The following is a 21,489-nucleotide window of genomic DNA, read 5'->3' as shown; positions in this document are numbered from 1 at the left end:
GCGTCAAGCCCGCGGCTCTTTCACATTTGTAGAATCCATCCTAAAGACATGTGATCGAAATACGGCGCGGGACAAATATGCAACTTATCGATCCGAACCATCCGGCCTATCGCCCGCTCTGGGCACGCATTCTGATTGTGGCCGTTTGCTTCGGCTGGGCGCTGGTCGAAATCATTACCGGAGATCCATTCTGGGCGGTCCTGTCGGGCGGCGCCGGCGTCTACGCGGCCTATATGCTGTTTTGGAACTACAAGCCGCAGTCGGCGGAGACCGCCACGCCATCTTCCGATGACGAGGAAGACAAGAAGGACGCGGAGTAGTCAGCGGCCAAGGCGCCGCAAGGCCTGGTCGATCAGCAGATTCGCGATCGTCATCCGTTTCGTGGCGTTGTCACGAAATGGCGGATCAACGCGATCGGGGTGATTCTTCTTGGCAAAGGCGCGGCGCTTCTCGCTCAGGCTTTGGACCGTATCGCGCGCCGAAATATCTAGTTCGGCAGCAACGTTTTCCGGTGTGACACGCACGAGATAGTCGGGCATCACAGGCTCGGGCTCTGGTTCAGGAGGTGGCGGCTGCTCAGCCACGGTCTTAGGAGGGGCGAATTCGAGTGTCTCGACATACGCCTGGTCGGGTCGCGCTGACGACGCCGAGACCCCTTCCATGACGTCGAAGGCGAGGCCGGTGTTGAGGCCGCTCACACGGGCGGCAGCAGGTGCATCCTGTTCGGCAGTCTCATCGTCCTCCGCTTTCAGGCGGTCGAGCACGGACTGGAACACGGATTGGCCAAACAGCATGATTGCCACCTCCTTTGGAGGCGGGCATTAAATGCGAGCAAGGTGGTGCAAAGCTTGTCAGCTCGCAGCCGCCTTCTTGCTCTCGGCAAGCACCAGGTCATAGAGCAGCCGTGCGCTTGGGGGCAGAGCCCGCTCCTTGACCGTGATCAGGCTGTAGGGCCTGACGTTGATGTCGAAATCGATCGGCAGCACCCCCACATCCGATGCCTTCGACTTGTGGGTCGCCAGGAATTGCGCGACGTCAAGCGCGATTGGAGCGATCGCATCCGTCTGGCAAACCGTGGCACAGGTGAGCAGCAGGGAAGACGTGTTGACGATATTTTCCGGAAGCGGCACGCCGCGAGAGAGGAACAGGTCCTCGATCGTGCGGCGCAGCAGCGTCCCGGGTGGCTGAAACACCCAGTCGTATTGGGGAAGGTCTTCCAGGGTGGCGACCTTTTTCTTCTTCAGGAGCGGGTGGCCGCCCCGCACGATCAGGCAGGCCTTCTCCACGCCGATCTCCTGGACCTGGAACAGGCGTGGATTGAGATCGTCGGGAATGCGGCTGATGATGAAGTCATGCCGCGCGGCGAGCAGTTCGCGGGTAAGCACGTTGCTCGTTTCGACCTGTATGGTGACCTCTATGCCGGGCAGGGCGCTTCTGACGCGCTTAATCGCCGGTACGACGAGGCTCATGGCTGGCGCGGTGACCGCGCCGATGAACACGGCGCCGCCCTTTCCGGTCTTCAGTTCGGCAATCTCCCGGCCGGCCTCGCGCAGCTCCAGCATGATCTTTCGCGCCCGTCGGGCAAGTGCCAGTCCGAAGGTCGTCAGCACGACGCCGCGTGCGACGCGTTCGTAGAGTGGCGTCTTAACGATCGACTCCATTTCCGACAGGATTCGCGATGCCGCCGGCTGCGAAATGTTCAGTACCTCAGCAGCGGCGGAAATCTGCCCGCTATCTTCGATTGCGACGAGCATCCGTAGGTGATTCAGCTTGAGCCCCGATCTCAAAAGGGCGTCATCGCCGAAAATATCCGTTTGAATGTCCACATGGGCATGCGTCTGCGGGTCTGAAATGAACGTCATGGTTGCGGCCTCCCAACCGCGTTCCATCAAAAGTAATACTTTTTAACGATATACCAAAATTGTTATGCACTTTACCAGTTATTCTATTTGACAGTTATGGGAATCCATACCAGTTTGCCGCCGTGTGCTGGTTGGCACTCAACACGTGTGAGAGCGTGGAGGAGACCTACTTCGTTTCTCACCATCTGAAGTATGATCCAAGACGGAACCTGCCACAGTTTCGGGGCGGGCGATTTTTCGTCCGCGCGTTTATTAACTAAGGGAGAGAGAGATATGAAATCCATTATCTCATTGATGGCAGCGGCGGCCTTCGGCGTCGCGTCGTTCGTTATGCCGGCTTTGGCTGCCGACAAGGGGACTGTCGGTATCGCAATGCCTACCAAGTCGTCCGCACGCTGGATCGACGACGGTAACAACATCGTCAAGCAGCTTCAGGAAGCCGGTTACAGCACCGACCTGCAGTACGCTGACGACGACATTCCGAACCAGCTGTCTCAGATTGAGAACATGGTCACGAAGGGCGTAAAGGTTCTCGTCATCGCCGCTATCGACGGCACGACGCTTTCCGACGTTCTCCAGAAGGCTCATGACGCCGGTATCAAGGTCATCGCTTACGACCGCCTGATCCGCGACTCGGCCAACGTCGACTACTATGCGACGTTCGACAACTTCAAGGTCGGCGTTCTGCAGGCAACCTCCATCGTTGACGCCCTCGGCCTCAAGGATGGCAAGGGCCCGTTCAACATCGAGCTCTTCGGCGGTTCGCCGGACGACAACAACGCCTTCTTCTTCTATGACGGCGCTATGTCTGTCCTGCAGCCTTACATCGACAGCGGCAAGCTCGTCGTGAAGTCCGGCCAGACCGGCATGGACAAGGTCGGTACGCTGCGTTGGGACGCGGCAACGGCCCAGGCTCGTATGGACAACCTGCTCTCGGCTAACTACACCGACGCGAAGGTCAATGCAGTTCTGTCGCCTTACGACGGTCTGTCCATCGGCATCATCTCGTCGCTGAAGGGCGTTGGCTACGGCACCCCGGACCAGCCGCTGCCGGTCGTTTCCGGCCAGGACGCTGAAGTTCCGTCGGTCAAGTCGATCATCGCTGGCGAGCAGCACTCCACGATCTTCAAGGACACCCGTGACCTCGCAAAGGTTACCGTCGGCATGGTCAACGCTCTGATGGAAGGCAAGGAGCCTGAAGTCAACGACACCAAGACCTACGACAACGGTGTCAAGGTTGTTCCGTCCTACCTGCTGACCCCCGTTGCAGTTGACAAGACCAACTACGAGAAGATCCTCGTCGAAGGCGGTTACTACAAGGCTGACCAGCTGAAGTAATAATTGTACCAAGTTGGCCGGAGCCCGCTGCTTGCAGGTTCCGGTCTTCAATTTTATGATCGCCGAGCCCCTTTTGGCTGCTGGCGCTGGATTATGACCATGGACAATACAATCCTCGAAATGCGGAACATCACCAAGACGTTCCCAGGCGTGAAGGCGCTTGAGAATGTGAACCTCAAGGTTCGACAGGGTGAGATCCACGCATTGGTGGGTGAAAACGGGGCCGGAAAGTCGACCCTGATGAAAGTTCTCTCCGGCGTCTACCCGGCCGGAACCTACGACGGCGACATTGTCTACGAAGGCGACGTCCGTCATTTCAAGGCACTCAAGGATTCCGAAGAAATCGGCATCGTCATCATTCACCAGGAACTGGCGCTGGTGCCGCTCCTGTCGATCGCCGAAAACATCTTCCTCGGCAACGAAGTCGCCCAGAACGGCATCATCAAGTGGCAGGAAGCCTTCAAGCGCACGAAAGAGCTGCTGAGCAAGGTTGGCCTCAAGGAGTCGCCGGAAACGCTCGTCACCGACATCGGCGTCGGCAAGCAGCAGCTGGTCGAAATCGCCAAGGCACTGTCGAAGAGCGTCAAGCTGCTGATCCTCGACGAGCCGACGGCGTCTCTCAATGAAAGGGATTCCGACGCGCTGCTCGAACTTCTGATCGAGTTCCGCAACCAGGGCCTGACCTCGATCATCATCACGCACAAGCTGAACGAAGTGCGCAAGGTCGCCGACCAGATCACGGTTCTGCGCGACGGCATGACGGTCAAGACGCTCGACTGTCAGACCGAAGAGATCAGCGAAGACATTATCATCAAGAACATGGTGGGCCGCGAGCTCGCCGATCGTTACCCGCCGCGCTCTGTGCCGATCGGCGAGACGATCCTCGAGGTGAAGAACTGGAACGCTTATCACCAGCATCATCGTGACCGCCAGGTCCTGCACGATATCAACGTCACCGTCCGCAAGGGCGAAGTGGTTGGCATCGCCGGTCTGATGGGCGCCGGCCGCACCGAATTCGCCATGAGCCTGTTCGGCAAGTCCTACGGACACAAGATCCATGGCGACGTCTTCATGCACGGCAAGGAAGTCGATGTCAGCACCGTTCGCAAGGCGATCGATGCCGGTCTCGCCTACGTGACCGAAGACCGCAAGCATCTCGGCCTCGTGCTCGGCGAGAACATCGTTCACAACACGACGCTCGCCAATCTGGCCGGCGTGTCGAGCGCCACGGTTATCGACAGTATCAAGGAATCGAAAGTCGCATCGGACTACCGCTCGAAGCTGCGCATCCGCAGCTCCAGCATCTTCCAGGAAGCGGTCAATCTCTCGGGCGGCAACCAGCAGAAGGTCGTGCTGTCGAAGTGGCTGTTCTCCGATCCCGACGTTTTGATCCTCGACGAGCCCACACGCGGTATCGATGTCGGTGCAAAATACGAAATCTATTCTATCATCAACCAGCTCGCCGCCGACGGCAAAGGCGTTCTGATGATCTCATCGGAAATGCCGGAACTGCTTGGCACGTGCGACCGCATCTACGTCATGAATGAAGGACGTATCGTTGCGGAACTGCCAAAGGGAGAGGCGAGCCAAGAAACCATCATGCGCGCTATTATGCGCTCAGGGGAGAAGAAACAATGACTCCGGTCAACCCTTCAGCCACCGAGGAAAGCAACGTCGTTTCCGTTGCGGACTATATCCGAAGCAACATTCGTGAATACGGCATGCTCATCGCGCTCGTCGCGATCATGGTATTCTTCCAATTCTATACGGGCGGCATCCTCTTCAAGCCCGTCAACCTGACGAACCTCGTTCTGCAGAACTCGTTCATCGTCATCATGGCGCTCGGCATGCTGCTCGTCATCGTGGCCGGACATATTGACCTTTCTGTCGGCTCGATCGTCGCCTTCGTCGGCGCGATAGCGGCCATCCTGACCGTCAATTTGCAAATGAACTATGTGCTGGCCGGCATTCTCTGCCTGATCATCGGGGGTGTTATCGGTGCCGCTCAGGGTTACTGGATCGCGTATCACCGTATCCCGGCCTTCATCGTGACGCTCGCCGGCATGCTCGTGTTCCGCGGACTGACGCTTTTCGTGCTCGGCGGCAAGAACATTGGCCCGTTCCCGAAAGACTTCCAGGTCATCAGCACGGGCTTCCTGCCAGGCAATATGATCGATATCGCGGGCATCCCGCTGCATTCGACCTCGCTGATCCTGACCGTCATCATCCCGGTCGTGCTGTTCTTCCTTGCCTGGCGCCGCCGCAAGGTGAACGAGAGCCACGGCATCGATGTCGAGCCGTATGGTTTCTTCGTTGCACAGAACCTCATCATCGCGCTGGCGATCCTGTTCCTCGGCTTCCAGCTCTCGACCTACAAGGGCCTGCCGAACGTTCTCGTTGTCATGCTCGTGCTGATCGCCGCCTACACCTTCGTGACGCGCCGCACCACGATTGGCCGCCGTGTCTACGCAATGGGCGGCAACGAAAAGGCCACCAAGCTTTCCGGTATCAACACCGAGCGGCTGAGCTTCTACACCTTCGTCAACATGGGTGTTCTTGCTGGTCTCGCCGGCATGATCGTAGCGGCTCGCCTGAACTCGGCGACCCCGAAGGCAGGCGTCGGCTTCGAACTCGACGTTATCGCAGCGTGCTTCATCGGCGGTGCCTCGGCGTCCGGCGGCGTTGGCAAGATCACCGGTGCTGTCATCGGCGCTTTCATCATGGGTGTCATGAACAACGGCATGTCGATCGTCGGCCTCGGCATCGACTTCCAGCAGATGGTCAAGGGACTGGTGCTTCTGGCTGCCGTCTTCTTCGACGTCTACAACAAGAACAAGGGCTAAGCGCTCCGGCGCCGCCCACGCATTCGCAGTCATGTGAACTTACCAATCCGGTTCATTCCAGAGCCGGATTGGCGGAGCATTTTCCGCGCTATCGAAAAAAGGATGAAGACCGTGCTCATTTCGCAGATCAAGGGTTCGAACGGAGAGATCATCGTCGCCGTGCGCGAGCCGGGCGGTACCGCGAAAGCCGTCAAGAACGCCGGCAGCGTCTACGCGCTGGCCATCGAAGCAGCAAACGGCGGCAAATCGCTGGTTTCCGTGATCGAGGCGCATGGCCTCGGCGATGCGGTTGATCTCGAAAAGGCGTATGCCGAAGGCAAGTTTCTGCCGCCGATGACGCATCCTGATGCTGCGCACCTGCATCTGACGGGCACCGGTCTTACGCATCTGGGTTCGGCCGCGACGCGCGACTCGATGCACAAGAAGACCTCCGAGGCGGCTGAAGCGACGCTCACCGACTCGATGAAGATGTTCAAGATGGGCCTTGAGAACGGCAAGCCGAAAGCCGGCGAGAAGGGCGTTCAGCCCGAGTGGTTCTACAAGGGCAACGGCTACGGCTCGGCCGCTCCCGGCACGGCGCTTGTCTCGCCTTCCTTCGCGCTCGACGGCGGCGAAGAGCCTGAAATGGCCGGCATCTATGTGATTGCGGAAGACGGCACGCCGTTCCGCACCGGTTTCGCACTGTCCAACGAATTCTCCGATCACGTCACCGAGCGCATCAACTACCTCTACCTCGCGCATTCCAAGCTGCGTCCGGCAAGCTTCGGCCCGGAAATCCGCATCGGGGCGGCACCGGACGACATCCGCGGCACCTCGCGGATCAAGCGCGGCGACCAGGTGATCTTCGAGAAGCCCTTCCTTTCGGGCGAGGCGAACATGTCGCACACCTTCGCCAACCTCGAATATCACCACTTCAAATACGGCCTGTTCCGCGTGCCGGGCGACGTTCACGTCCATATGTTCGGCACTGCGACGCTCTCCTTTGCGGAAGGCATCAAGGCGGAAGAGGGCGACGTCTTCGAAATCGAAGTCGCCGAATTCGGCCTGCCGCTGCGCAACCCGCTGAAGATTGCTGCCGAAGAAGAGTTTGCCGTCAAGCAGCTCTGATTTCGAAAAGGCCCGGCCGCTTTGCGTCCGGACCGTTTTTCATAGAACGGTGAAGGAGGCCTCATCAGCCCATGACCATTTATCAAAACCTAATTGCCGGCGAATGGGTCGGCTCGGACGCGACCAAGAACATCAATCCGTCGGATACCAACGAGGTTGTCGGCCTCTATGCCGACGGTACGGTCGAAGACACCAAGAATGCCATTGCCGCCGCCAAGGCCGCCTTCCCGGCATGGTCGCGCTCCGGCATCTGGGAACGTCACGTCATCCTCAAAAAGGCCGGCGACGAGATCATGGCGCGCAAGGACGAGCTCGGCGCCCTGCTTGCCCGCGAAGAGGGCAAGACGCTGCCCGAAGCGATCGGCGAGACGATCCGCGCTTCGCAGATTTTCGAGTTCTTCGCCGGTGAAGCGCTGCGGCTTGCAGGCGAGATCATTCCGTCGGTCCGTCCGAATATCGGCGTCGAGATCACCCGTGATCCGCTCGGCGTCATTGGCATCATCACGCCCTGGAACTTCCCAATTGCGATTCCCGCCTGGAAGATTGCGCCGGCGCTCTGCTACGGCAACACCATCGTCTTCAAGCCGGCCGAACTCGTGCCGGGCTGCTCCTGGGCGATCGTCGACATCCTGCATCGTGCGGGCCTGCCGAAGGGCGTGCTGAACTTGGTCATGGGCAAGGGTTCGGTGGTCGGCCAGGCGATGCTCGACAGTCCAGATGTCGCAGGCATCACCTTTACCGGTTCGACCGGCACGGGACGCCGCGTCGCGGCCGCCTCGATTGAGCATAACCGCAAGTTCCAGCTCGAAATGGGCGGCAAGAACCCGATGGTCGTTCTCGATGATGCCGACCTCAACGTCGCCGTCGAGGCAGCCGCCAATTCTGGCTTCTTCTCCACCGGCCAGCGCTGCACAGCGTCGTCGCGCCTGATCGTCACCGAAGGCATCCACGACAAGTTCGTCGCCGCGCTAACGGAGAAGCTGCAGACGCTGGTCGTCGACAACGCGTTGAAATCAGGCACCCACATCGGCCCGGTTGTCGATGAAAGGCAGCTCAAGACCGATACCGACTACATCGAGATCGGCAAACAAGAAGGCGCCAAGCTCGCATTCGGCGGCGAACTCATCACCCGCGAGACGCCCGGCTTCTATCTGCAGCCGACACTCTTTACGGAAGCCACGAACCAGATGCGCATCTCGCGCGAGGAAATCTTCGGACCCGTTGTCTCCGTCATCCGCGTTAAGGATTATGAAGAGGCGCTGGCGACCGCCAACGACACGCCGTTCGGCCTGTCGGCCGGGATTGCCACGACCAGCCTGAAGCATGCGACGCATTTCAAGCGCAACTCCGAAGCTGGGATGGTGATGGTCAACCTGCCGACCGCAGGCGTCGATTTCCACGTTCCGTTCGGCGGCCGCAAGGGTTCGTCCTATGGCCCGCGCGAGCAGGGTAAGTACGCCGCCGAGTTCTACACGACCGTCAAGACCGCTTACACGCTGGCCTAACGATCGCCCAGAACGATCCGAGCCGCCATGCGGCGGCTCGGCTAATCTTGCAATACTGAGTTCGCCCGAGGCGAGCCGCTCAGCTCTGGCTCTGCATCTGTCCCTGATCTTCCACCTTGACAACGACAGAGAGCTTTTCTCCCGGCGTGCCGATGCGCATCCCCGAAACCGGCGCTGCATCGCGGTAGCAGAGGCCGGAGGCGACACGCACATATCGCGCGTCGGGGCAGATATTGTTGGCGGGGTCGAAGCCGACCCAGCCGAGGCCGGGGACATGCGCTTCGCCCCAGGCGTGAGTCGCCGCCTGCTCGACCTTCTCTTCCATCATCAGGTAACCGGAGACGTAGCGGGCCGGCACGCCGAGGCTCCGCGCCGCGGCGACAAAGATATGGGCGTGGTCCTGACAGACGCCGCTTTTCTTCTCCAGCGCTTGTTCCGCTGTCGTTTCCGTGTCGCTCGTCCCAGGCCGGTAGGCCACCATTTCATGAATCCCGGACATCAGCGCATGCATGCGAGCGAGCTCGTTTTCGCCGCTCACGCCTTTGATCAGCTCCTTGACAAGCTTGCCGGGCTTCGTCCTCGGCGTCTCGCGCAGGAACAGCCAGAGCGGGCAGAACCCGCGGTGAGGGCCCAGGACGCCGTTTTGATCTGCTGTTTCGATTTCGCCTTCGGCGACGATGCGTGTCGTCCGCTGCTCACCGTCGAGAGAGACCAGGTTGACGTGGTTGCCGAACTGATCGTCATACTCGACTTCAGGCTTGGCGCCTTCGACATGTAGCGACCAGTTGAGGACCGTTTGCCCAACCACGGTCGGCGGGGTCAGTCGCAGCCGCTGCAGCGAGAAGGTTGACGGTTCTTCGTAGTGATATTCGGTGACGTGGCTGATCTTAAGTTTCATGTGATGCCCGCCTATACGTAGAACCGGTAGCCGTCGGAAATTTCCATGCCGAGCTGGTTGTTGCGCGTGACGAAATCCTCGAGAAACTCATGGAGGCCCTGATCCATGATCTCCTTGATGGCGCGTGTCTGGAGCGTCTTGCGGATGGCGTCTGCCGTGTCGTGCGCGGGCAGCCGCTCGCCGTAGTCCTTGGCGAGATAGCCGAGTTCGCTGACGATCTTCTCGTAGCAATAGGCGAGCGAGCGCGGCATCTGGCCATTGAGGATCAGGAAGTCGGCGATGTTCATGGCGCGATACTCCCCGTCATAGGCCCAGCTATAGGAGCGGTGGGCGGAGACCGACCGCAGGATCGATTCCCACTGGATATTGTCGATCGACGTGCCGACGGCAGAGACCGAGGGCAGCAGCACATAGTACTTCACGTCGAGAATACGGCTCGTATTGTCGGCGCGCTCGATGAAGGTGCCGATGCGCGCGAAGTTATAGAGCTCGTTTCTGAGCATGGAACCATGGAAGGCGCCGCGGATTAGTCCGGCGCGATGCTTGATGGCATCGATTGCTTCAGGCAGTTCCGCCGGCTTCAGCCTCTTGGAGAGCAGGGCCTTGAGTTCGATCCAGAACTCGTTGGTCGCCTCCCAGGTTTCGCGGGTCAGCGCCGTGCGCACCATACGGGCGTTGTTTCGCCCGTAGTCGACGCAGGACATGACGCTCGAGGGATTGGTGCGATCGCGCAGCAGGTAGTCGATGGCATCAGCGCTTGTCAGCTTGCTGTGGCCTTCGTCGTAGGTCTCGCGCACGCCCGCACTTTGCAGGACGCCATCCCAATCGTCGTCTCCGGTCCCGCTTCGCGTCAGCGACATGCGAAGACCGGCATCGATGAGGCGCGCGATGTTCTCGGCGCGCTCGAAGTAACGGAACATCCAGTAGAGTCCGTTTGCGGTTCTTCCGAGCATCAGTCCTCCAATACCCAGGTATCTTTTGTGCCGCCACCCTGGCTGGAGTTGACCACCAGTGAGCCCTGTTTCAGGGCTACACGGGTCAGGCCGCCGGGGATGATCTGCACCTTGTCGGAGACGAGAACATAGGGGCGCAGGTCCACATGGCGCGGCGCAATTCCCTTGTTGACGAGGATTGGCACGGTCGAAAGCGAAAGCGTCGGCTGTGCAATGTAGTTGGCGGGCTTCGCCTTCAACTTCTCGCCAAAGTCGGCGCGTTCCTTCTTCGAAGCTGTCGGGCCGACGAGCATGCCATAACCGCCTGAACCGTGTACTTCCTTGACGACGAGTTCTTCCAGATGCTCGAGCACGTATCTAAGGCTTTGCGGCTCGGAACAGCGCCAGGTCGGCACGTTTTCCAGGATCGGCTTGCGCCCAGTGTAGAACTCTACGATCTCGGGCATATAGGAATAGATCGCCTTGTCGTCCGATATGCCGGTGCCGGGTGCATTGGCGATGGTGATGTTACCGGAGCGGTAGACATCCATGATCCCCGGGATGCCGAGCGCGGAATCCGGTCGGAAGGTGAGGGGATCGAGGAAGTCGTCGTCGACGCGGCGGTAGAGCACGTCGATCGCCTCGTAGCCGCGCGTTGTGCGCATCTTCACCTTGCCGTCGATGACGCGCAAATCCGAGCCTTCGACAAGCTCGACGCCCATCGTGTCGGCCAGGAACGAGTGCTCGTAATAGGCCGAATTGTAGATCCCGGGGGTCAAAACGGCGACGCGCGGCTTGCCCTTGCAGCCCGGAGGCGCAAGCGATGCCAGGCTCTGGCGCAGCAGGTAGGGATAGTCCTCGACCGGCCGGACCTTGTTGGTGTGGAACAGTTCCGGGAACATCTGCATCATCGTTTCCCGGTTTTCCAGCATGTAGCTGACACCGGAAGGCGTGCGGGCGTTGTCCTCCAGCACGTAGAACTCATCCTCGCCGGTGCGCACGATATCGGTGCCGACGATGTGGGTGTAGACCCCTCCGGGCGGCCGGAAGCCGATCATCTCGGGCAGGAAGGTATCGTTCCTCTCGATCAGCTCACGCGGAATGCGCCCGGCGCGAATGATTTCCTGTTTGTGGTAGATGTCATCGAGAAAGGCGTTGAGGGCGATGACCCGCTGCTCGATGCCCTGAGCGAGCTTGCGCCATTCGCGGCCGGAAATGATGCGGGGGATGATGTCGAAGGGGATGAGCTTTTCGGAGGAGTCTGCGTGCCCGTAGACCGCAAAGGTAATGCCAGTCTTGCGGAAGATGTTTTCCGCGTCCTGCGATTTGGCAATCAGATGCGTTCGATCTTGGCTATTGTACCACTCAAAGTATTTTTCATATGGCGGACGCGGACTTTCGTCCCCGGTGATCATTTCATCAAATGCCAAAGGTGTGGCTCCCCTTTTTTGTTCATTTGAATACAATGCAAATAGCAATGCAAGAACCATGCACAGTTTGAAGGCGAGATTCGTAAAAACCTTCCGACAGCAAAAACAGTCGAAAAACTGGGCATTTATCAAAAGCAGGCGTCGGCGCTCCTGTCCTCAATCCTCAGCGTTCGCTCAAAATGTGAGCAGTTGATCATTTTCAAATCGGCATCCGATTCAATTTCGGGCGCAGGGGTCGGATGGAGGCTGCGCCCAGCATCAACGAAACTTCAGGTAAGGATCAGCGGTTCGCCTTTGACGGGCAGCCCAACGTTCGGCTATCCCCACCGCAATCCATTGCCCCGGGATCAATTTATGTCGCTCGATCGCTTTGCACCCGCCATTTTCGTTCTCCTCTGGTCGACCGGCTGGGTCGTGGCGAAATACGCCGCCCTCCACTCGGAGCCCTTTACCTTCCTTGCGGTGCGTTACGCGTTGTCGGCGCTGGCGTTTTTCAGCCTTTGCCTGGTAATGCGCGCGGCGTGGCCGGGCAGGGCGGTTGCTTTCAAGGCGGTCTATTCCGGTGTGTTCCTGCATGGCTTCTATCTCGCCGGCCTATGGTGGGCGATCGCGAATGGCGTGCCGGCGGGGATATCAGGCATCATTGCCGCCCTGCAGCCGCTTCTGACGGCAATGGCTGCGCCGCTGCTCGTCGGTGAGCGCCTGCAGGGCGTCCAGAGGCTTGGTTTGTTGCTCGGTTTCCTCGGCATCGCAATGGCGATATCGCCGAAGCTCTTCGATCCTGCCACCGCTGATCTGGCGCATGCGGCGCTGCCGTTGGCAATCAACCTTATCGCCATGTGTTCCGTCACTTACGGAACGCTCTATCAAAAGAAGCATCTGCAGACCGGCAACCTTCTACCGATCGCCACGCTGCAATATGTCGGTGCGCTGATCGTCACCTTGCCGCTGATGCTTACTTTCGAGCGCATGCATTTCGATGCGTCGGCGCAGGCCATCGCGGCGCTTATCTGGTCGGTATTCGGGCTCTCGATGGGCGGCGTCGGACTGCTGCTCTATCTCATTCGTCGCGGTCAGGTCTCGCGGGCGGCTTCGCTCATTTATCTGATGCCGCCAACGGTGGCGCTCGAGGCCTTTATCGCTTTCGGCGAGCCGCTGACGCTGCCCCTGATCCTCGGCACTATCGTGGTCGTTGCCGGCGTCTATCTGACAAACCGACCGGCGAGCGTGCCTTCACGAGATATGGCCGCGTTGAGGCGCGCCTAGATTTCGCCGCCTGAAAAGGCGATCAGGTTTCCATCCGGATCCCGCACGATGAAGGTGCGTGCACCCCATGGCTCGGTCCGTAGAGACTGATGAAACGCGACGCCCGCCGCCTGAAATTCCAGGAACAGCGGTTTCGGATCGTCGAGGGTCAGGGTTGCGGAAAGGGCATCGACCTCTCGGGCTCTGAAGCCGGCGTTGAAAGCGGGCACGCCGACCTTTCGCAGATTCAAGCAGGCGCCATCTCGAAAGACCTGGGCATAAAATGGCGGCTCTCCATAGGAAAATGCGACGTGAAAGCCGAGCTGCTGGACATAAAACCGGAATGCGGCATCGAGGTCGGCGACGAAGAGTTGCGGCTGCGCGGATATGATAAGCGAGCCGTTGCTATTGAGGACTGGCGTGTCTGTCATGGCTTCGATCCCTTTGATCAGCGCCGGCCAATTCGCAAAGCCATGCTTTCTGGCAACAAGCTCCTGGGCGTCGCTGAGCTTGAAATCTGCTTCCAGTATCTCTCGATCGCTTTGGTCTCGATATCCGGGCAGAATCCACCTGATTTGCGCCGCCACGGGATGGTACCGTTGGCGATGCCATCGCAGGTAGGTCTTGGCTTGCTTTCGAAGGTTTTCGATATTGGGCATGGGCGCGCACTACATTTGACTTTGTCGTAGGCGGGCAATGCCCCTCCGGCCTGAGGCCGACGCGCCCTACAGCAGCACCCTCATCCTAACGCAGCTGACCGGTTGCTACAAGGTAGGATTGAAATCATGGGGAATCGATCTGGCGCCGCAAGAGGCGCATTTTGAAGGGCGGGATTTCTCCCGCCCTCTCTTTTTAATCAGGCGCGTTCGCGGCGCTGACCACCGTTGCCACCGCGCGAAGGGCCACCGCGGCGGTTGCCGCCGTTGCCTTCACGACGTTCGCCACGCTCGCCACCGCCGGCATTGGCCTGCGCGCCGCGGTCTTCACCGTACTTGCGGGCCGGACGACCATGGGCGTTGCGTGCGCCACCGCCGGGATGATGACGGTTTGCATCACTGCCATTGGCATGGTTGCCATGCTGCGGGCGCTGTGGCTTGCGGGCCGGACGGAAGTCGGACGTCGTGGCCAGATCATTGTCGGGACCGACGGCAGGCGTAGGCTCGCCACGGCGCTGGCCGCGGAAGTCCTCGTTGCGCTGGGACTGGGGCTGGCGCTCCGGACGCGGACGACGCTCGCGCCGTTCCTCGTTGTCGGCGCGCACTTCGCCGCCTTCGCCTTCGCGACGCGGACGACGCTCCGGACGACCGCCCGAGCGGTTATGTTCGCCGCGGCCTTCGCCGCCGCGACCTTCACCGCCACGACCCTGGCCACGGTTGCCGCCATTGCCGTTGCCATTGCCGCGGCGTGGGGTCGCGTTCATGTTGGCAGGGGCTTCGCCGCTGGCAACGGCGATGTTAATGCTCATCAGGCGCTCGATGTCGCGCAGCAGGCGCGACTCGTCAGGCGCGCAGAAGGCAATCGCGATGCCGTCGCGACCGGCACGGGCCGTGCGGCCGATACGGTGGACATAGGCTTCGGCTACTTCCGGCAGGTCGTAGTTGTAGACGTGGCTGACGGCCGGAATGTCGATGCCGCGGGCAGCGACGTCGGTGGCGATCAACGTCTTGATGTCGCCGTCCTTGAAGGCCTTGAGGGCGCGCTCGCGCTGGCCCTGGCTCTTGTTGCCGTGGATCGAGGCAACGGAATAGCCGACATGCTCGAGGTGCTTCATCAGCTTCTCGGCGCCGTGCTTGGTGCGCAGGAATACGATGGCGCGGCCATCTGGGTTTTCGGAGAGCGACTTCTTCAGGAGATCGGTCTTGTCGTTCTTGCCGTTGACGAAGTGAACATACTGTTCGACCTTGTCGGCAGCCTTGCCGGGAGGCGTGACTTCGACCTTGACCGGATCGGTCAGGAAGTCGGCAGCGAGATCGGCGATCGCCTTCGGCATGGTGGCCGAAAACAGCATGGTCTGGCGCTTCTTCGGCACCATCTTGGAGATCTTGCGCAGGTCGTGCACGAAGCCGAGGTCGAGCATCTGGTCGGCTTCGTCGAGCACAAGGTAGCGCACGGCGGTGAGGCCGATGGCGCGACGGTTGACGAGGTCGAGCAGGCGGCCCGGCGTGGCGACGAGAATGTCCGTGCCCTTTTCAAGCTGCAGCTGCTGCTTGTTGATCGACACGCCGCCGACGACGACGTTGATGCGCAGATGAGACTTGCGCAGGAAGTTCTTCAGGTTCTGGGCGATCTGGTTCACCAGCTCGCGGGTCGGCGCCAGGATCAGCGTACGGGTCGTGCGGTTGTCCGGGCGACGTTCTTCGGGGATGAGCTTTTCGATCAACGGTAGGCCGAAGGCGGCCGTCTTGCCGGTGCCGGTCTGGGCGAGGCCGATGAGATCACGGCCTTGAAGGAGAAGCGGGATTGCCTTTTCCTGGATAGGGGTCGGCGTTTCGATGCCGAGCTGGAAAAGTGTAGCGACGATCGGCTTGGATACACCAAGCGATTCAAAATTGGTCAAGTCATAACCTTTTTAGGGCGCGCCAAAACAAATCCGCCGGATCGCAGAGTGCGGCCCGGTGTCATTCTGGCGTCAAGAACCCCGCGTGAAGTGGGAACTTGTCTTGTTGGAAAAAGCTTTCCAGCGCTTCTGCCGCGTCTTGGGATGCGGCCTGTATGAAATGCGCTTTTGTCCTTCTTCCTGCATCCTATTTGCTGGCAGGGGCACGCTCACGCGGCGGCCGGAAGGTGAAAGCTGGCCTGCATTTGGTCTAGTTCGGGCCAAAAGTCAAGAGCACCGGTTCAGGGAGCGGCGGCCGCAAAGGCCCGGCCACGCCCCCAAGCCAGCGCCGATCTCAGTAGCAGACCCTTGTCCGGTAAGCTTCGCCCCAACCGCTGCGTCGCCATTCGACATGGCAGCGAGGCGCGTAGTAGTACCGCGAATAGTAGGGCCTGTAGGGGCTCCGATAGGCCGAATAAGGCCTGTAGTACGGTCTGTAGCCGTAACCGTAGTAAGGCCTATAATATGAGTTGTAGTAGGGCCTGTAGTATGGCCTGTAGTACGCGCCGGGGTAGTAGCCGTAATACGGGTAGGGGCGCGCAACCTGCGACAGCAGAATGCCGCCGACGGCCCCGGCGGCGACACCGCCCCAGAAGTCACTGTTGGCATTTGCGGGTGTTGCCGGGATCAGGGATGCACCAGTCAGGGTCAATGCCATTAAGCCCGCCGCCACGCTTTTATGAAGTACGGACATGGTCGTCTCCTTTCGCAGACGAAGCTTGTTCTTGAAGCCGTCAGGCGAAACCGTTCGGGTATACGGGCCAACTGAACGGGTCCATTCTAGAAACGAGTGAAACTATACCACAATTCCGGGATGTTTACTCGATTTGGCCCGCCGCCACGGATGATCGCTGATCGACCGTGTTCGGCGAAAGCGCGGATTGCTCGCGCTGATCGAGGCCGGCGACAATTATGGTTAAAGCCTTGTTAAAGAGCGTCCGTTTATAGTCGATCGATGCACAAGCGTTTCCTGACTGAGGACCAATTTTGACATCGAGCGGGGACCTTCTCGAACTGGCCTGCCGCCGGATCGCGGATCTGGAGCGTCCTGCCTATGTCAAGAACAGTGAGCTTCGCTACGTGGCCGTCAACGAGGCCTATGCGTCCTTCTTTGGAAAGGAAATCTCCGATTTCATCGGGCGCAGGAGTCGCGAACTCGTTGATACGCCGGAAGAGGAGATCCGCGAGGACAAGGAACGTCGTGCTCTTGTCTTTGCAAGCGAGGAAAGTGCCGTTTGCTTCGACGCCGGTGCTGTCGGGCATGAGCGGGTGCGAATAGAGAGCTTTTCGCCGTCCGAAGACCGTGTCTACATACTGGGTCTTTTCGAAAGAAAGGCCCCGCGTCATGGCGGCGATAGCCGTTCGGCGTCGGCCTTGGCACGCAGCCAGGCTCTGACAGAGGATCTCCAAAACATCCTTCGCGCTCTTCCCGTCGGCGTCATGATCCTCGACGACAAGCGCGATGTTCTCTACACCAATGACGAGTTCTACGATGTCTGGGATCTACCGCGCGACCACCGCTTTGACGGCTGGGCCTTCATCGACGTGATCCGTCACAGTCACGAGCTCGGACGCTACGGCGCCAGGTTGACACCTGAACAGATCCTTGCGCGGCGTGAGGCGCATTTCCAGGCGGCAGAGAGGCAACAGCAGCCGGTGGAACTCGGCTGGGTCGGCGGCAAGCGAGTGCTTTTCGATGGCCGAAATCTCTCCAATGGCCGGGTTCTGCTTTCCTATGCTGATGTGACTGCTGTGCGTGAGCGCGAAAAGGAAGTCCACGAAACGCGCGCAGCGCTCGAGCATCTGGGCGATCTGATGCACGACGCGACACGTGCGATGTCCCAGGGCCTTTTGATCGTGCAGGACGGGATCATCCTGCTCGCCAGCGACCCACTCAGCGACATCCTCGCCATTCCGTCCGAATACCTGGCTGTCGGTCGGGGATGGATCGACCTCTTCAGGTTCTGCGCTCAACGTGGGGATTTTCACGGTCAGGAGGATGAAATCCTCACGACTTGGCGTGACAACATCGCGGCCAAGAAACCGATCTCGACGCCATTCCATATCGCCGGAGAGCGTTGGGTCAACCTGGATGCTACCATCAGTGAGCGCCAGCATTGGATTGCATTGTTCACCGACGTTACCGAAGCAAAGGAGCGCGAAGCCGAGCTCGAGCAGCTCCTGTCACGGGCCGAAGCCGCCGATCGCGTCAAATCGGAGTTCCTGGCGAACATGAGCCATGAGATCCGGACACCCATGAACGGTGTTCTCGGCATGGCTGAATTGCTGGCGAAGACCAATCTCGATACGCGTCAGAAGACGTTCATCGATATCATCGTCAAATCAGGCCATGCGCTAGTGACGATCATCAACGACATTCTTGATTTCTCCAAGATCGATGCCGGCCAAATGACGCTCCAGCGCACGACGTTCGATCTGGTCGAGGCGATCGAGGATGTTGCGACCCTCCTGTCGTCACCGGCAGCCGAAAAAAACATCGAGCTGCTGGTGCGCGCGGCGCCTGATTTGCCGTCGGCCGTGATCGGCGATGCGGCGCGCTTCCGGCAGATCATCGCCAATCTCGTCGGCAATGCCGTGAAGTTCACGGAGCGTGGTCACGTCCTTGTGGACGTCGGCTTCACACCGGGCGCGCAAGACGAGTTCATGGCGAACATCCGGGTTAAGGATACCGGCATCGGCATTCCGGGCGACAAGCTCGAGTCCATTTTTGACAAGTTTTCGCAGGTCGACGCATCCTCCAGGCGTCGCCACGAGGGAACCGGACTTGGCCTTGCCATCACGGCAGGACTGGTCGACTTGTTCGGCGGCAACCTCGAGGTGGACAGTCAGCCGGGGGAAGGCTCGGTCTTTACCGTGAACCTGCCTTTCGTCGTGGCCGCGGCGCGCCTGGCAAAGCCGCTGCCCGTCAACGTCAGGGGTGCGCGTGTTCTCATCGTCGACGACAATGCGGTCAACCGACAGATTTTGACCGAGCAATTGGCGCTTTGGGGCTTCGATGGCGCGGCGGCCGAAGACGGACCCGCGGCATTTGCAATCCTCGAGGCTGCGGATGAGCTTGGCATAAGGATCGATGCGGTCGTGCTCGACGACCAGATACCGGGCATGAATGGGGCCGGGATCGCGCGGAAACTGCGCATCGACAGGCGCTTCGAGCGTCTGCCGATCATCTTTCTCACATCGATGGACATTTCCGGGGCCGAAAAAGAGTTCGCAGCGCTTAACGGCCAAGCCCATCTGATGAAGCCGGCGCGGGCCAGCGTGCTGAGGAACACCATCGTTGACGCCGTGCGTACGAGCCGGGCGAAGCAGGTTCCCGCGGCTGTCGCCATGCCGCCCAGCGTTCAGGAGGCACCGCCGGCGCTCCCCAAGGTCCAGCCTTGCGAACGTGCACCGAGCGAGTTCATCGATGTGCTGGTTGCGGAAGACAACGAGGTCAACCAGATCGTCTTCACGCAGATATTGCAGGCAAGCGGCCGCAACTTTCTCGTTGTCGGCAACGGTTGGGAGGCCGTCGAGGCCTTTGACCGTTATACCCCACGCATCATCGTGATGGATGTCTCGATGCCCGTGATGAACGGCCATGACGCGACACGCGCAATACGCAATCGCGAGCGCGGACAAGGCCATCGCGTGCCAATTATCGGAGTGACGGCGCATGCGCTGGAGGCCGACCGCGACATCTGCCTGGAGGCAGGCATGGACGACTACATGTCAAAGCCGATCAGCCCGGAACTGCTCGAAGAGAAGCTGGAGCTCTGGTTGGGCCGAAGCGAGCAACAGGCTGGGCGCTCGGCGAGCTAGGATTTGATTCCGCACAGCATCTCGCGCTTTCCGGCAAAGCCGCTTCGACGCTCCACCACAAAGCCTGCCGCAATCAGGTTGCGCCGGACAAAGCCGGCCGCGGCATAGGTCGCAAAGGTTCCGTTCGGCTTCGTCTTGTCGCAGACGAGGCGCATCAATTCTGCAGACCACATGTCGGCATTGCGCGACGGGGCGAAGCCATCGAGATACCAGGCGTCGAAGCCGGCCTCGGTGGCCGCAACACCTTCAAGAGCGCGGCCGCAGACGACGCTGAGGGATGTCTGGTCATCAAGCCTCAGGGATACCGTTGCCTGCGGCATTTCTGGCCAGGCTGCCGCCAGGGCTTGCCGTTCGGCATCGATCTCGGTCCAATGAGAAAGCGCACGGTCGATTTCCTCGCGCTGCATCGGATAAAGCTCGAACGACATGAAGTGGAGTTGCTGCCCCGTGCGCCGATTGAGCTTCCACTGGCGCCATGTTTCGGCAAAGTTCAAACCGGTGCCGAAGCCGAGCTCGCCGATCAGGAAGTCGCCGTGAACCTGCCAGCGTTGCGGCAGGCCGTTGCCGGCAAGGGAGACATGCCCGCATTCCAACCTGCCATCAGTCTGGCAATAAAAATGGTCGCCAAAGGCCGGTGAATAGGGCATATCGCCGTCGCGCCACTCAAGCGGCGGGTGTGCGCCAGCGATTTTTTCAGGATCCGTATCTGTCATGACCAAAGCCGATAGTCCGGCCTTGCCTTCCGGTCAATCATCGACTGCCCTGCTGATCGTCGGCGGCGGGATCATGGGGCTGTGGGCGGCAGTTCACGCGGAGCGTCTCGGCATCGATGCGTTGCTCGTCGACGCCGATCGGCTCGGCCACGGCGCAAGCGGTGGCCTGCTCGGCGCGCTCATGGCGCATATGCCCGACAAGTGGAACGCCAAGAAGCAATTTCAGTTCGATGCGCTGGTTTCGCTGGAAGCGGAGATTGCAGCGTTGGAACAGCAGACGGGCCTTTCCACCGGCTATCGCCGCTCAGGGCGTCTCATTCCGTTGCCGAAGCCGCATTTGCGTAAGATCGCGCTTGGCCATTCCCGGGATGCTGAGGACCACTGGATGGCGGGCGAGCGGCGCTTCCACTGGCATGTGCTCGACAGGCCTCCCCAAGAGAATTGGCTCGACGGCGCGGCTGGCGAAAGTGGCTTCGTCCTCGACACGCTTGCCGCCAGAGTTGCCCCGCTCTCTCTCATCGCTGTACTCGCTGCATTCCTGCGGGACGCGCGGCATGTCCGCGTTGCCGAGCACGTTTCAATCGATGGTCTCGATCTTCAGCACAAGGTCGCAAAGACCAGCATGGGCGACGTTACTTTCAGCCAATGCATTGTGGCCGCGGGCCACCAATCCTTTCCCTTGCTCGAGCGTTGCACCGGGGGTCTTTCAAGGCCGCTCGGCCAGCCCGTCAAAGGCCAGGCGGCATTGCTGAAAGTCGACGTGGACCCGTCCATGCCGACGATCTTCCGCGATGGGCTGTATATTGTTGCCCATGAGGGCGGTCATGTCGCCATCGGCAGCACGAGCGAGGTTCGCTTCGACGAGCCGTTCTCGACCGATCGACAGCTGGACGCGCTGATTGAGGCAGCCGCACAACTGGTGCCGGCATTGCAAGGCGCGCCCATTCTTGAACGATGGGCCGGTCTGCGGCCGAAGGCGATCGACCGTGATCCGATGGTTGGCGCGCATCCGGATCATGACAGCCTTGTCGCCTTGACCGGCGGCTTCAAGGTCAGCTTCGGTCTGGCGCACCATCTGGCGGCGGTCGCGGTCCACCTGGCCGCCGGTCGTCAGCCGCCCTTTGCGCTGCCCGAAAGCTTCCTGCTTGCCAATCACATCCGCGTAGCTTCACGCTAAACGTGAATTAGCGTTTCCTGC

Annotated in this window: 18 protein-coding genes; 9 read left to right on the top strand and 9 right to left on the bottom strand. The window is 60.2% G+C overall.

The window, feature by feature from the left end; genetic code table 11:
* The first annotated feature begins 77 nt into the window (after positions 1–77).
* The gene (locus tag BSG20_RS08275; protein WP_072373330.1) at positions 78–320 is read left to right on the top strand and encodes a hypothetical protein; all 243 of its coding nucleotides are present in this window, start codon (positions 78–80) and stop codon (positions 318–320) included.
* Here the strand turns inward: BSG20_RS08275 and BSG20_RS08270 are convergent, their stop codons facing one another.
* Both BSG20_RS08270 and BSG20_RS08265 read right to left on the bottom strand, forming a co-directional pair.
* Positions 321–794: a hypothetical protein gene (locus tag BSG20_RS08270; protein ID WP_072373328.1), complete on the bottom strand. Its 474-nt coding sequence runs from the start codon at positions 792–794 to the stop codon at positions 321–323.
* Between the two features lie 57 nt (positions 795–851).
* Positions 852–1,862: a LysR family transcriptional regulator gene (locus BSG20_RS08265; protein ID WP_072373326.1), complete on the bottom strand. Its 1,011-nt coding sequence runs from the start codon at positions 1,860–1,862 to the stop codon at positions 852–854.
* A gap of 273 nt (positions 1,863–2,135) precedes the next feature.
* Here BSG20_RS08265 and chvE point away from each other — a divergent pair, with 273 nt between their 5' ends.
* From chvE to BSG20_RS08240, 5 genes are all read left to right on the top strand, one after another.
* A complete protein-coding gene (gene chvE, locus BSG20_RS08260; protein ID WP_072373323.1) occupies positions 2,136–3,200 on the top strand; it encodes a multiple monosaccharide ABC transporter substrate-binding protein in 1,065 nt (354 codons plus the stop codon).
* A 99-nt stretch (positions 3,201–3,299) separates the two neighbouring features.
* Complete coding sequence (gene mmsA / locus BSG20_RS08255) at positions 3,300–4,838, top strand: multiple monosaccharide ABC transporter ATP-binding protein (protein WP_072373408.1); 1,539 nt, start codon at positions 3,300–3,302, stop codon at positions 4,836–4,838.
* Positions 4,835–6,043 carry a multiple monosaccharide ABC transporter permease gene (gene mmsB / locus BSG20_RS08250; RefSeq protein WP_072373320.1) on the top strand — a complete coding sequence of 403 codons (1,209 nt, stop codon included), beginning with the start codon at positions 4,835–4,837 and terminating at the stop codon, positions 6,041–6,043. The genes mmsA and mmsB overlap by 4 nt, the downstream gene beginning before the upstream one ends.
* Before the next feature lie 111 nt (positions 6,044–6,154).
* On the top strand, positions 6,155–7,150 hold the full coding sequence (gene araD1 / locus BSG20_RS08245) for an AraD1 family protein (RefSeq protein WP_072373406.1): 996 nt from the start codon (positions 6,155–6,157) through the stop codon (positions 7,148–7,150).
* A 71-nt stretch (positions 7,151–7,221) separates the two neighbouring features.
* Positions 7,222–8,655 carry an aldehyde dehydrogenase family protein gene (locus BSG20_RS08240; protein WP_072373317.1) on the top strand — a complete coding sequence of 478 codons (1,434 nt, stop codon included), beginning with the start codon at positions 7,222–7,224 and terminating at the stop codon, positions 8,653–8,655.
* 79 nt (positions 8,656–8,734) lie between these two features.
* Here BSG20_RS08240 and BSG20_RS08235 read toward each other — a convergent pair whose 3' ends face one another.
* The 3 genes from BSG20_RS08235 to BSG20_RS08225 are packed head-to-tail and all read right to left on the bottom strand — an operon-like array spanning position 8,735 to position 11,915.
* Entirely contained in the window at positions 8,735–9,553 is an 819-nt protein-coding gene (locus BSG20_RS08235; RefSeq protein ID WP_072373314.1) for a transglutaminase family protein, read from the bottom strand.
* An 11-nt stretch (positions 9,554–9,564) separates the two neighbouring features.
* On the bottom strand, positions 9,565–10,506 hold the full coding sequence (locus BSG20_RS08230) for an alpha-E domain-containing protein (RefSeq protein ID WP_037118384.1): 942 nt from the start codon (positions 10,504–10,506) through the stop codon (positions 9,565–9,567).
* Entirely contained in the window at positions 10,506–11,915 is a 1,410-nt protein-coding gene (locus tag BSG20_RS08225) for a circularly permuted type 2 ATP-grasp protein (RefSeq protein WP_072373311.1), read from the bottom strand. Before BSG20_RS08225 ends, BSG20_RS08230 begins: the two co-directional genes overlap by 1 nt.
* 354 nt (positions 11,916–12,269) lie before the next feature.
* On the opposite strand from BSG20_RS08225, the gene BSG20_RS08220 reads away from it, so the two are divergent.
* Complete coding sequence (locus tag BSG20_RS08220) at positions 12,270–13,181, top strand: DMT family transporter (protein ID WP_072373308.1); 912 nt, start codon at positions 12,270–12,272, stop codon at positions 13,179–13,181.
* On the opposite strand, the gene BSG20_RS08215 is transcribed toward BSG20_RS08220, so the two are convergent.
* The 3 genes from BSG20_RS08215 to BSG20_RS08205 form a co-directional block, all read right to left on the bottom strand.
* Positions 13,178–13,819 carry a VOC family protein gene (locus BSG20_RS08215; protein ID WP_072373306.1) on the bottom strand — a complete coding sequence of 214 codons (642 nt, stop codon included), beginning with the start codon at positions 13,817–13,819 and terminating at the stop codon, positions 13,178–13,180. The two genes, BSG20_RS08220 and BSG20_RS08215, sit on opposite strands and share 4 nt — an antisense overlap.
* Positions 13,820–14,016: 197 nt before the next feature.
* Positions 14,017–15,717, bottom strand: a complete 1,701-nt coding sequence (locus tag BSG20_RS08210; RefSeq protein ID WP_072373304.1) for a DEAD/DEAH box helicase — start codon at positions 15,715–15,717, stop codon at positions 14,017–14,019.
* A 334-nt stretch (positions 15,718–16,051) separates the two neighbouring features.
* The gene (locus BSG20_RS08205) at positions 16,052–16,450 is read right to left on the bottom strand and encodes a hypothetical protein (protein ID WP_072373302.1); all 399 of its coding nucleotides are present in this window, start codon (positions 16,448–16,450) and stop codon (positions 16,052–16,054) included.
* Between the two features lie 293 nt (positions 16,451–16,743).
* Here BSG20_RS08205 and BSG20_RS08200 point away from each other — a divergent pair, with 293 nt between their 5' ends.
* Positions 16,744–19,578: a response regulator gene (locus tag BSG20_RS08200; RefSeq protein ID WP_072373300.1), complete on the top strand. Its 2,835-nt coding sequence runs from the start codon at positions 16,744–16,746 to the stop codon at positions 19,576–19,578.
* Here the strand turns inward: BSG20_RS08200 and mnmC2 are convergent.
* The gene (gene mnmC2 / locus BSG20_RS08195; protein ID WP_072373298.1) at positions 19,575–20,291 is read right to left on the bottom strand and encodes a tRNA (5-methylaminomethyl-2-thiouridine)(34)-methyltransferase MnmC2; all 717 of its coding nucleotides are present in this window, start codon (positions 20,289–20,291) and stop codon (positions 19,575–19,577) included. The two genes, BSG20_RS08200 and mnmC2, sit on opposite strands and share 4 nt — an antisense overlap.
* Here mnmC2 and BSG20_RS08190 point away from each other — a divergent pair.
* Entirely contained in the window at positions 20,290–21,468 is a 1,179-nt protein-coding gene (locus BSG20_RS08190; protein ID WP_072373296.1) for an NAD(P)/FAD-dependent oxidoreductase, read from the top strand. The genes mnmC2 and BSG20_RS08190 overlap by 2 nt on opposite strands.
* The last annotated feature ends 21 nt before the right edge of the window (positions 21,469–21,489 follow it).

The organism is Rhizobium tibeticum, assembly GCF_900110205.1.
GTDB lineage: Bacteria > Pseudomonadota > Alphaproteobacteria > Rhizobiales > Rhizobiaceae > Rhizobium > Rhizobium tibeticum.
Note: the sequence above shows the minus strand (reverse complement) of the source record. Positions and strands in the feature narration are given on the sequence as shown.

Excerpts from the sequence above, each read along its gene's own strand:
- BSG20_RS08275 (WP_072373330.1), top strand. The coding sequence starts at position 78 with ATGCAACTTATCGATCCGAACCATCCGGCCTATCGCCCGCTCTGGGCA.
- BSG20_RS08270 (WP_072373328.1), bottom strand. The coding sequence starts at position 794 with ATGCTGTTTGGCCAATCCGTGTTCCAGTCCGTGCTCGACCGCCTGAAA.
- BSG20_RS08265 (WP_072373326.1), bottom strand. The coding sequence starts at position 1,862 with ATGACGTTCATTTCAGACCCGCAGACGCATGCCCATGTGGACATTCAA.
- chvE (WP_072373323.1), top strand. The coding sequence starts at position 2,136 with ATGAAATCCATTATCTCATTGATGGCAGCGGCGGCCTTCGGCGTCGCG.
- mmsA (WP_072373408.1), top strand. The coding sequence starts at position 3,300 with ATGGACAATACAATCCTCGAAATGCGGAACATCACCAAGACGTTCCCA.
- mmsB (WP_072373320.1), top strand. The coding sequence starts at position 4,835 with ATGACTCCGGTCAACCCTTCAGCCACCGAGGAAAGCAACGTCGTTTCC.
- BSG20_RS08240 (WP_072373317.1), top strand. The coding sequence starts at position 7,222 with ATGACCATTTATCAAAACCTAATTGCCGGCGAATGGGTCGGCTCGGAC.
- BSG20_RS08235 (WP_072373314.1), bottom strand. The coding sequence starts at position 9,553 with ATGAAACTTAAGATCAGCCACGTCACCGAATATCACTACGAAGAACCG.
- BSG20_RS08230 (WP_037118384.1), bottom strand. The coding sequence starts at position 10,506 with ATGCTCGGAAGAACCGCAAACGGACTCTACTGGATGTTCCGTTACTTC.
- BSG20_RS08220 (WP_072373308.1), top strand. The coding sequence starts at position 12,270 with ATGTCGCTCGATCGCTTTGCACCCGCCATTTTCGTTCTCCTCTGGTCG.
- BSG20_RS08215 (WP_072373306.1), bottom strand. The coding sequence starts at position 13,819 with ATGCCCAATATCGAAAACCTTCGAAAGCAAGCCAAGACCTACCTGCGA.
- BSG20_RS08205 (WP_072373302.1), bottom strand. The coding sequence starts at position 16,450 with ATGTCCGTACTTCATAAAAGCGTGGCGGCGGGCTTAATGGCATTGACC.
- BSG20_RS08190 (WP_072373296.1), top strand. The coding sequence starts at position 20,290 with ATGACCAAAGCCGATAGTCCGGCCTTGCCTTCCGGTCAATCATCGACT.
- mnmC2 (WP_072373298.1), bottom strand. The coding sequence starts at position 20,291 with ATGACAGATACGGATCCTGAAAAAATCGCTGGCGCACACCCGCCGCTT.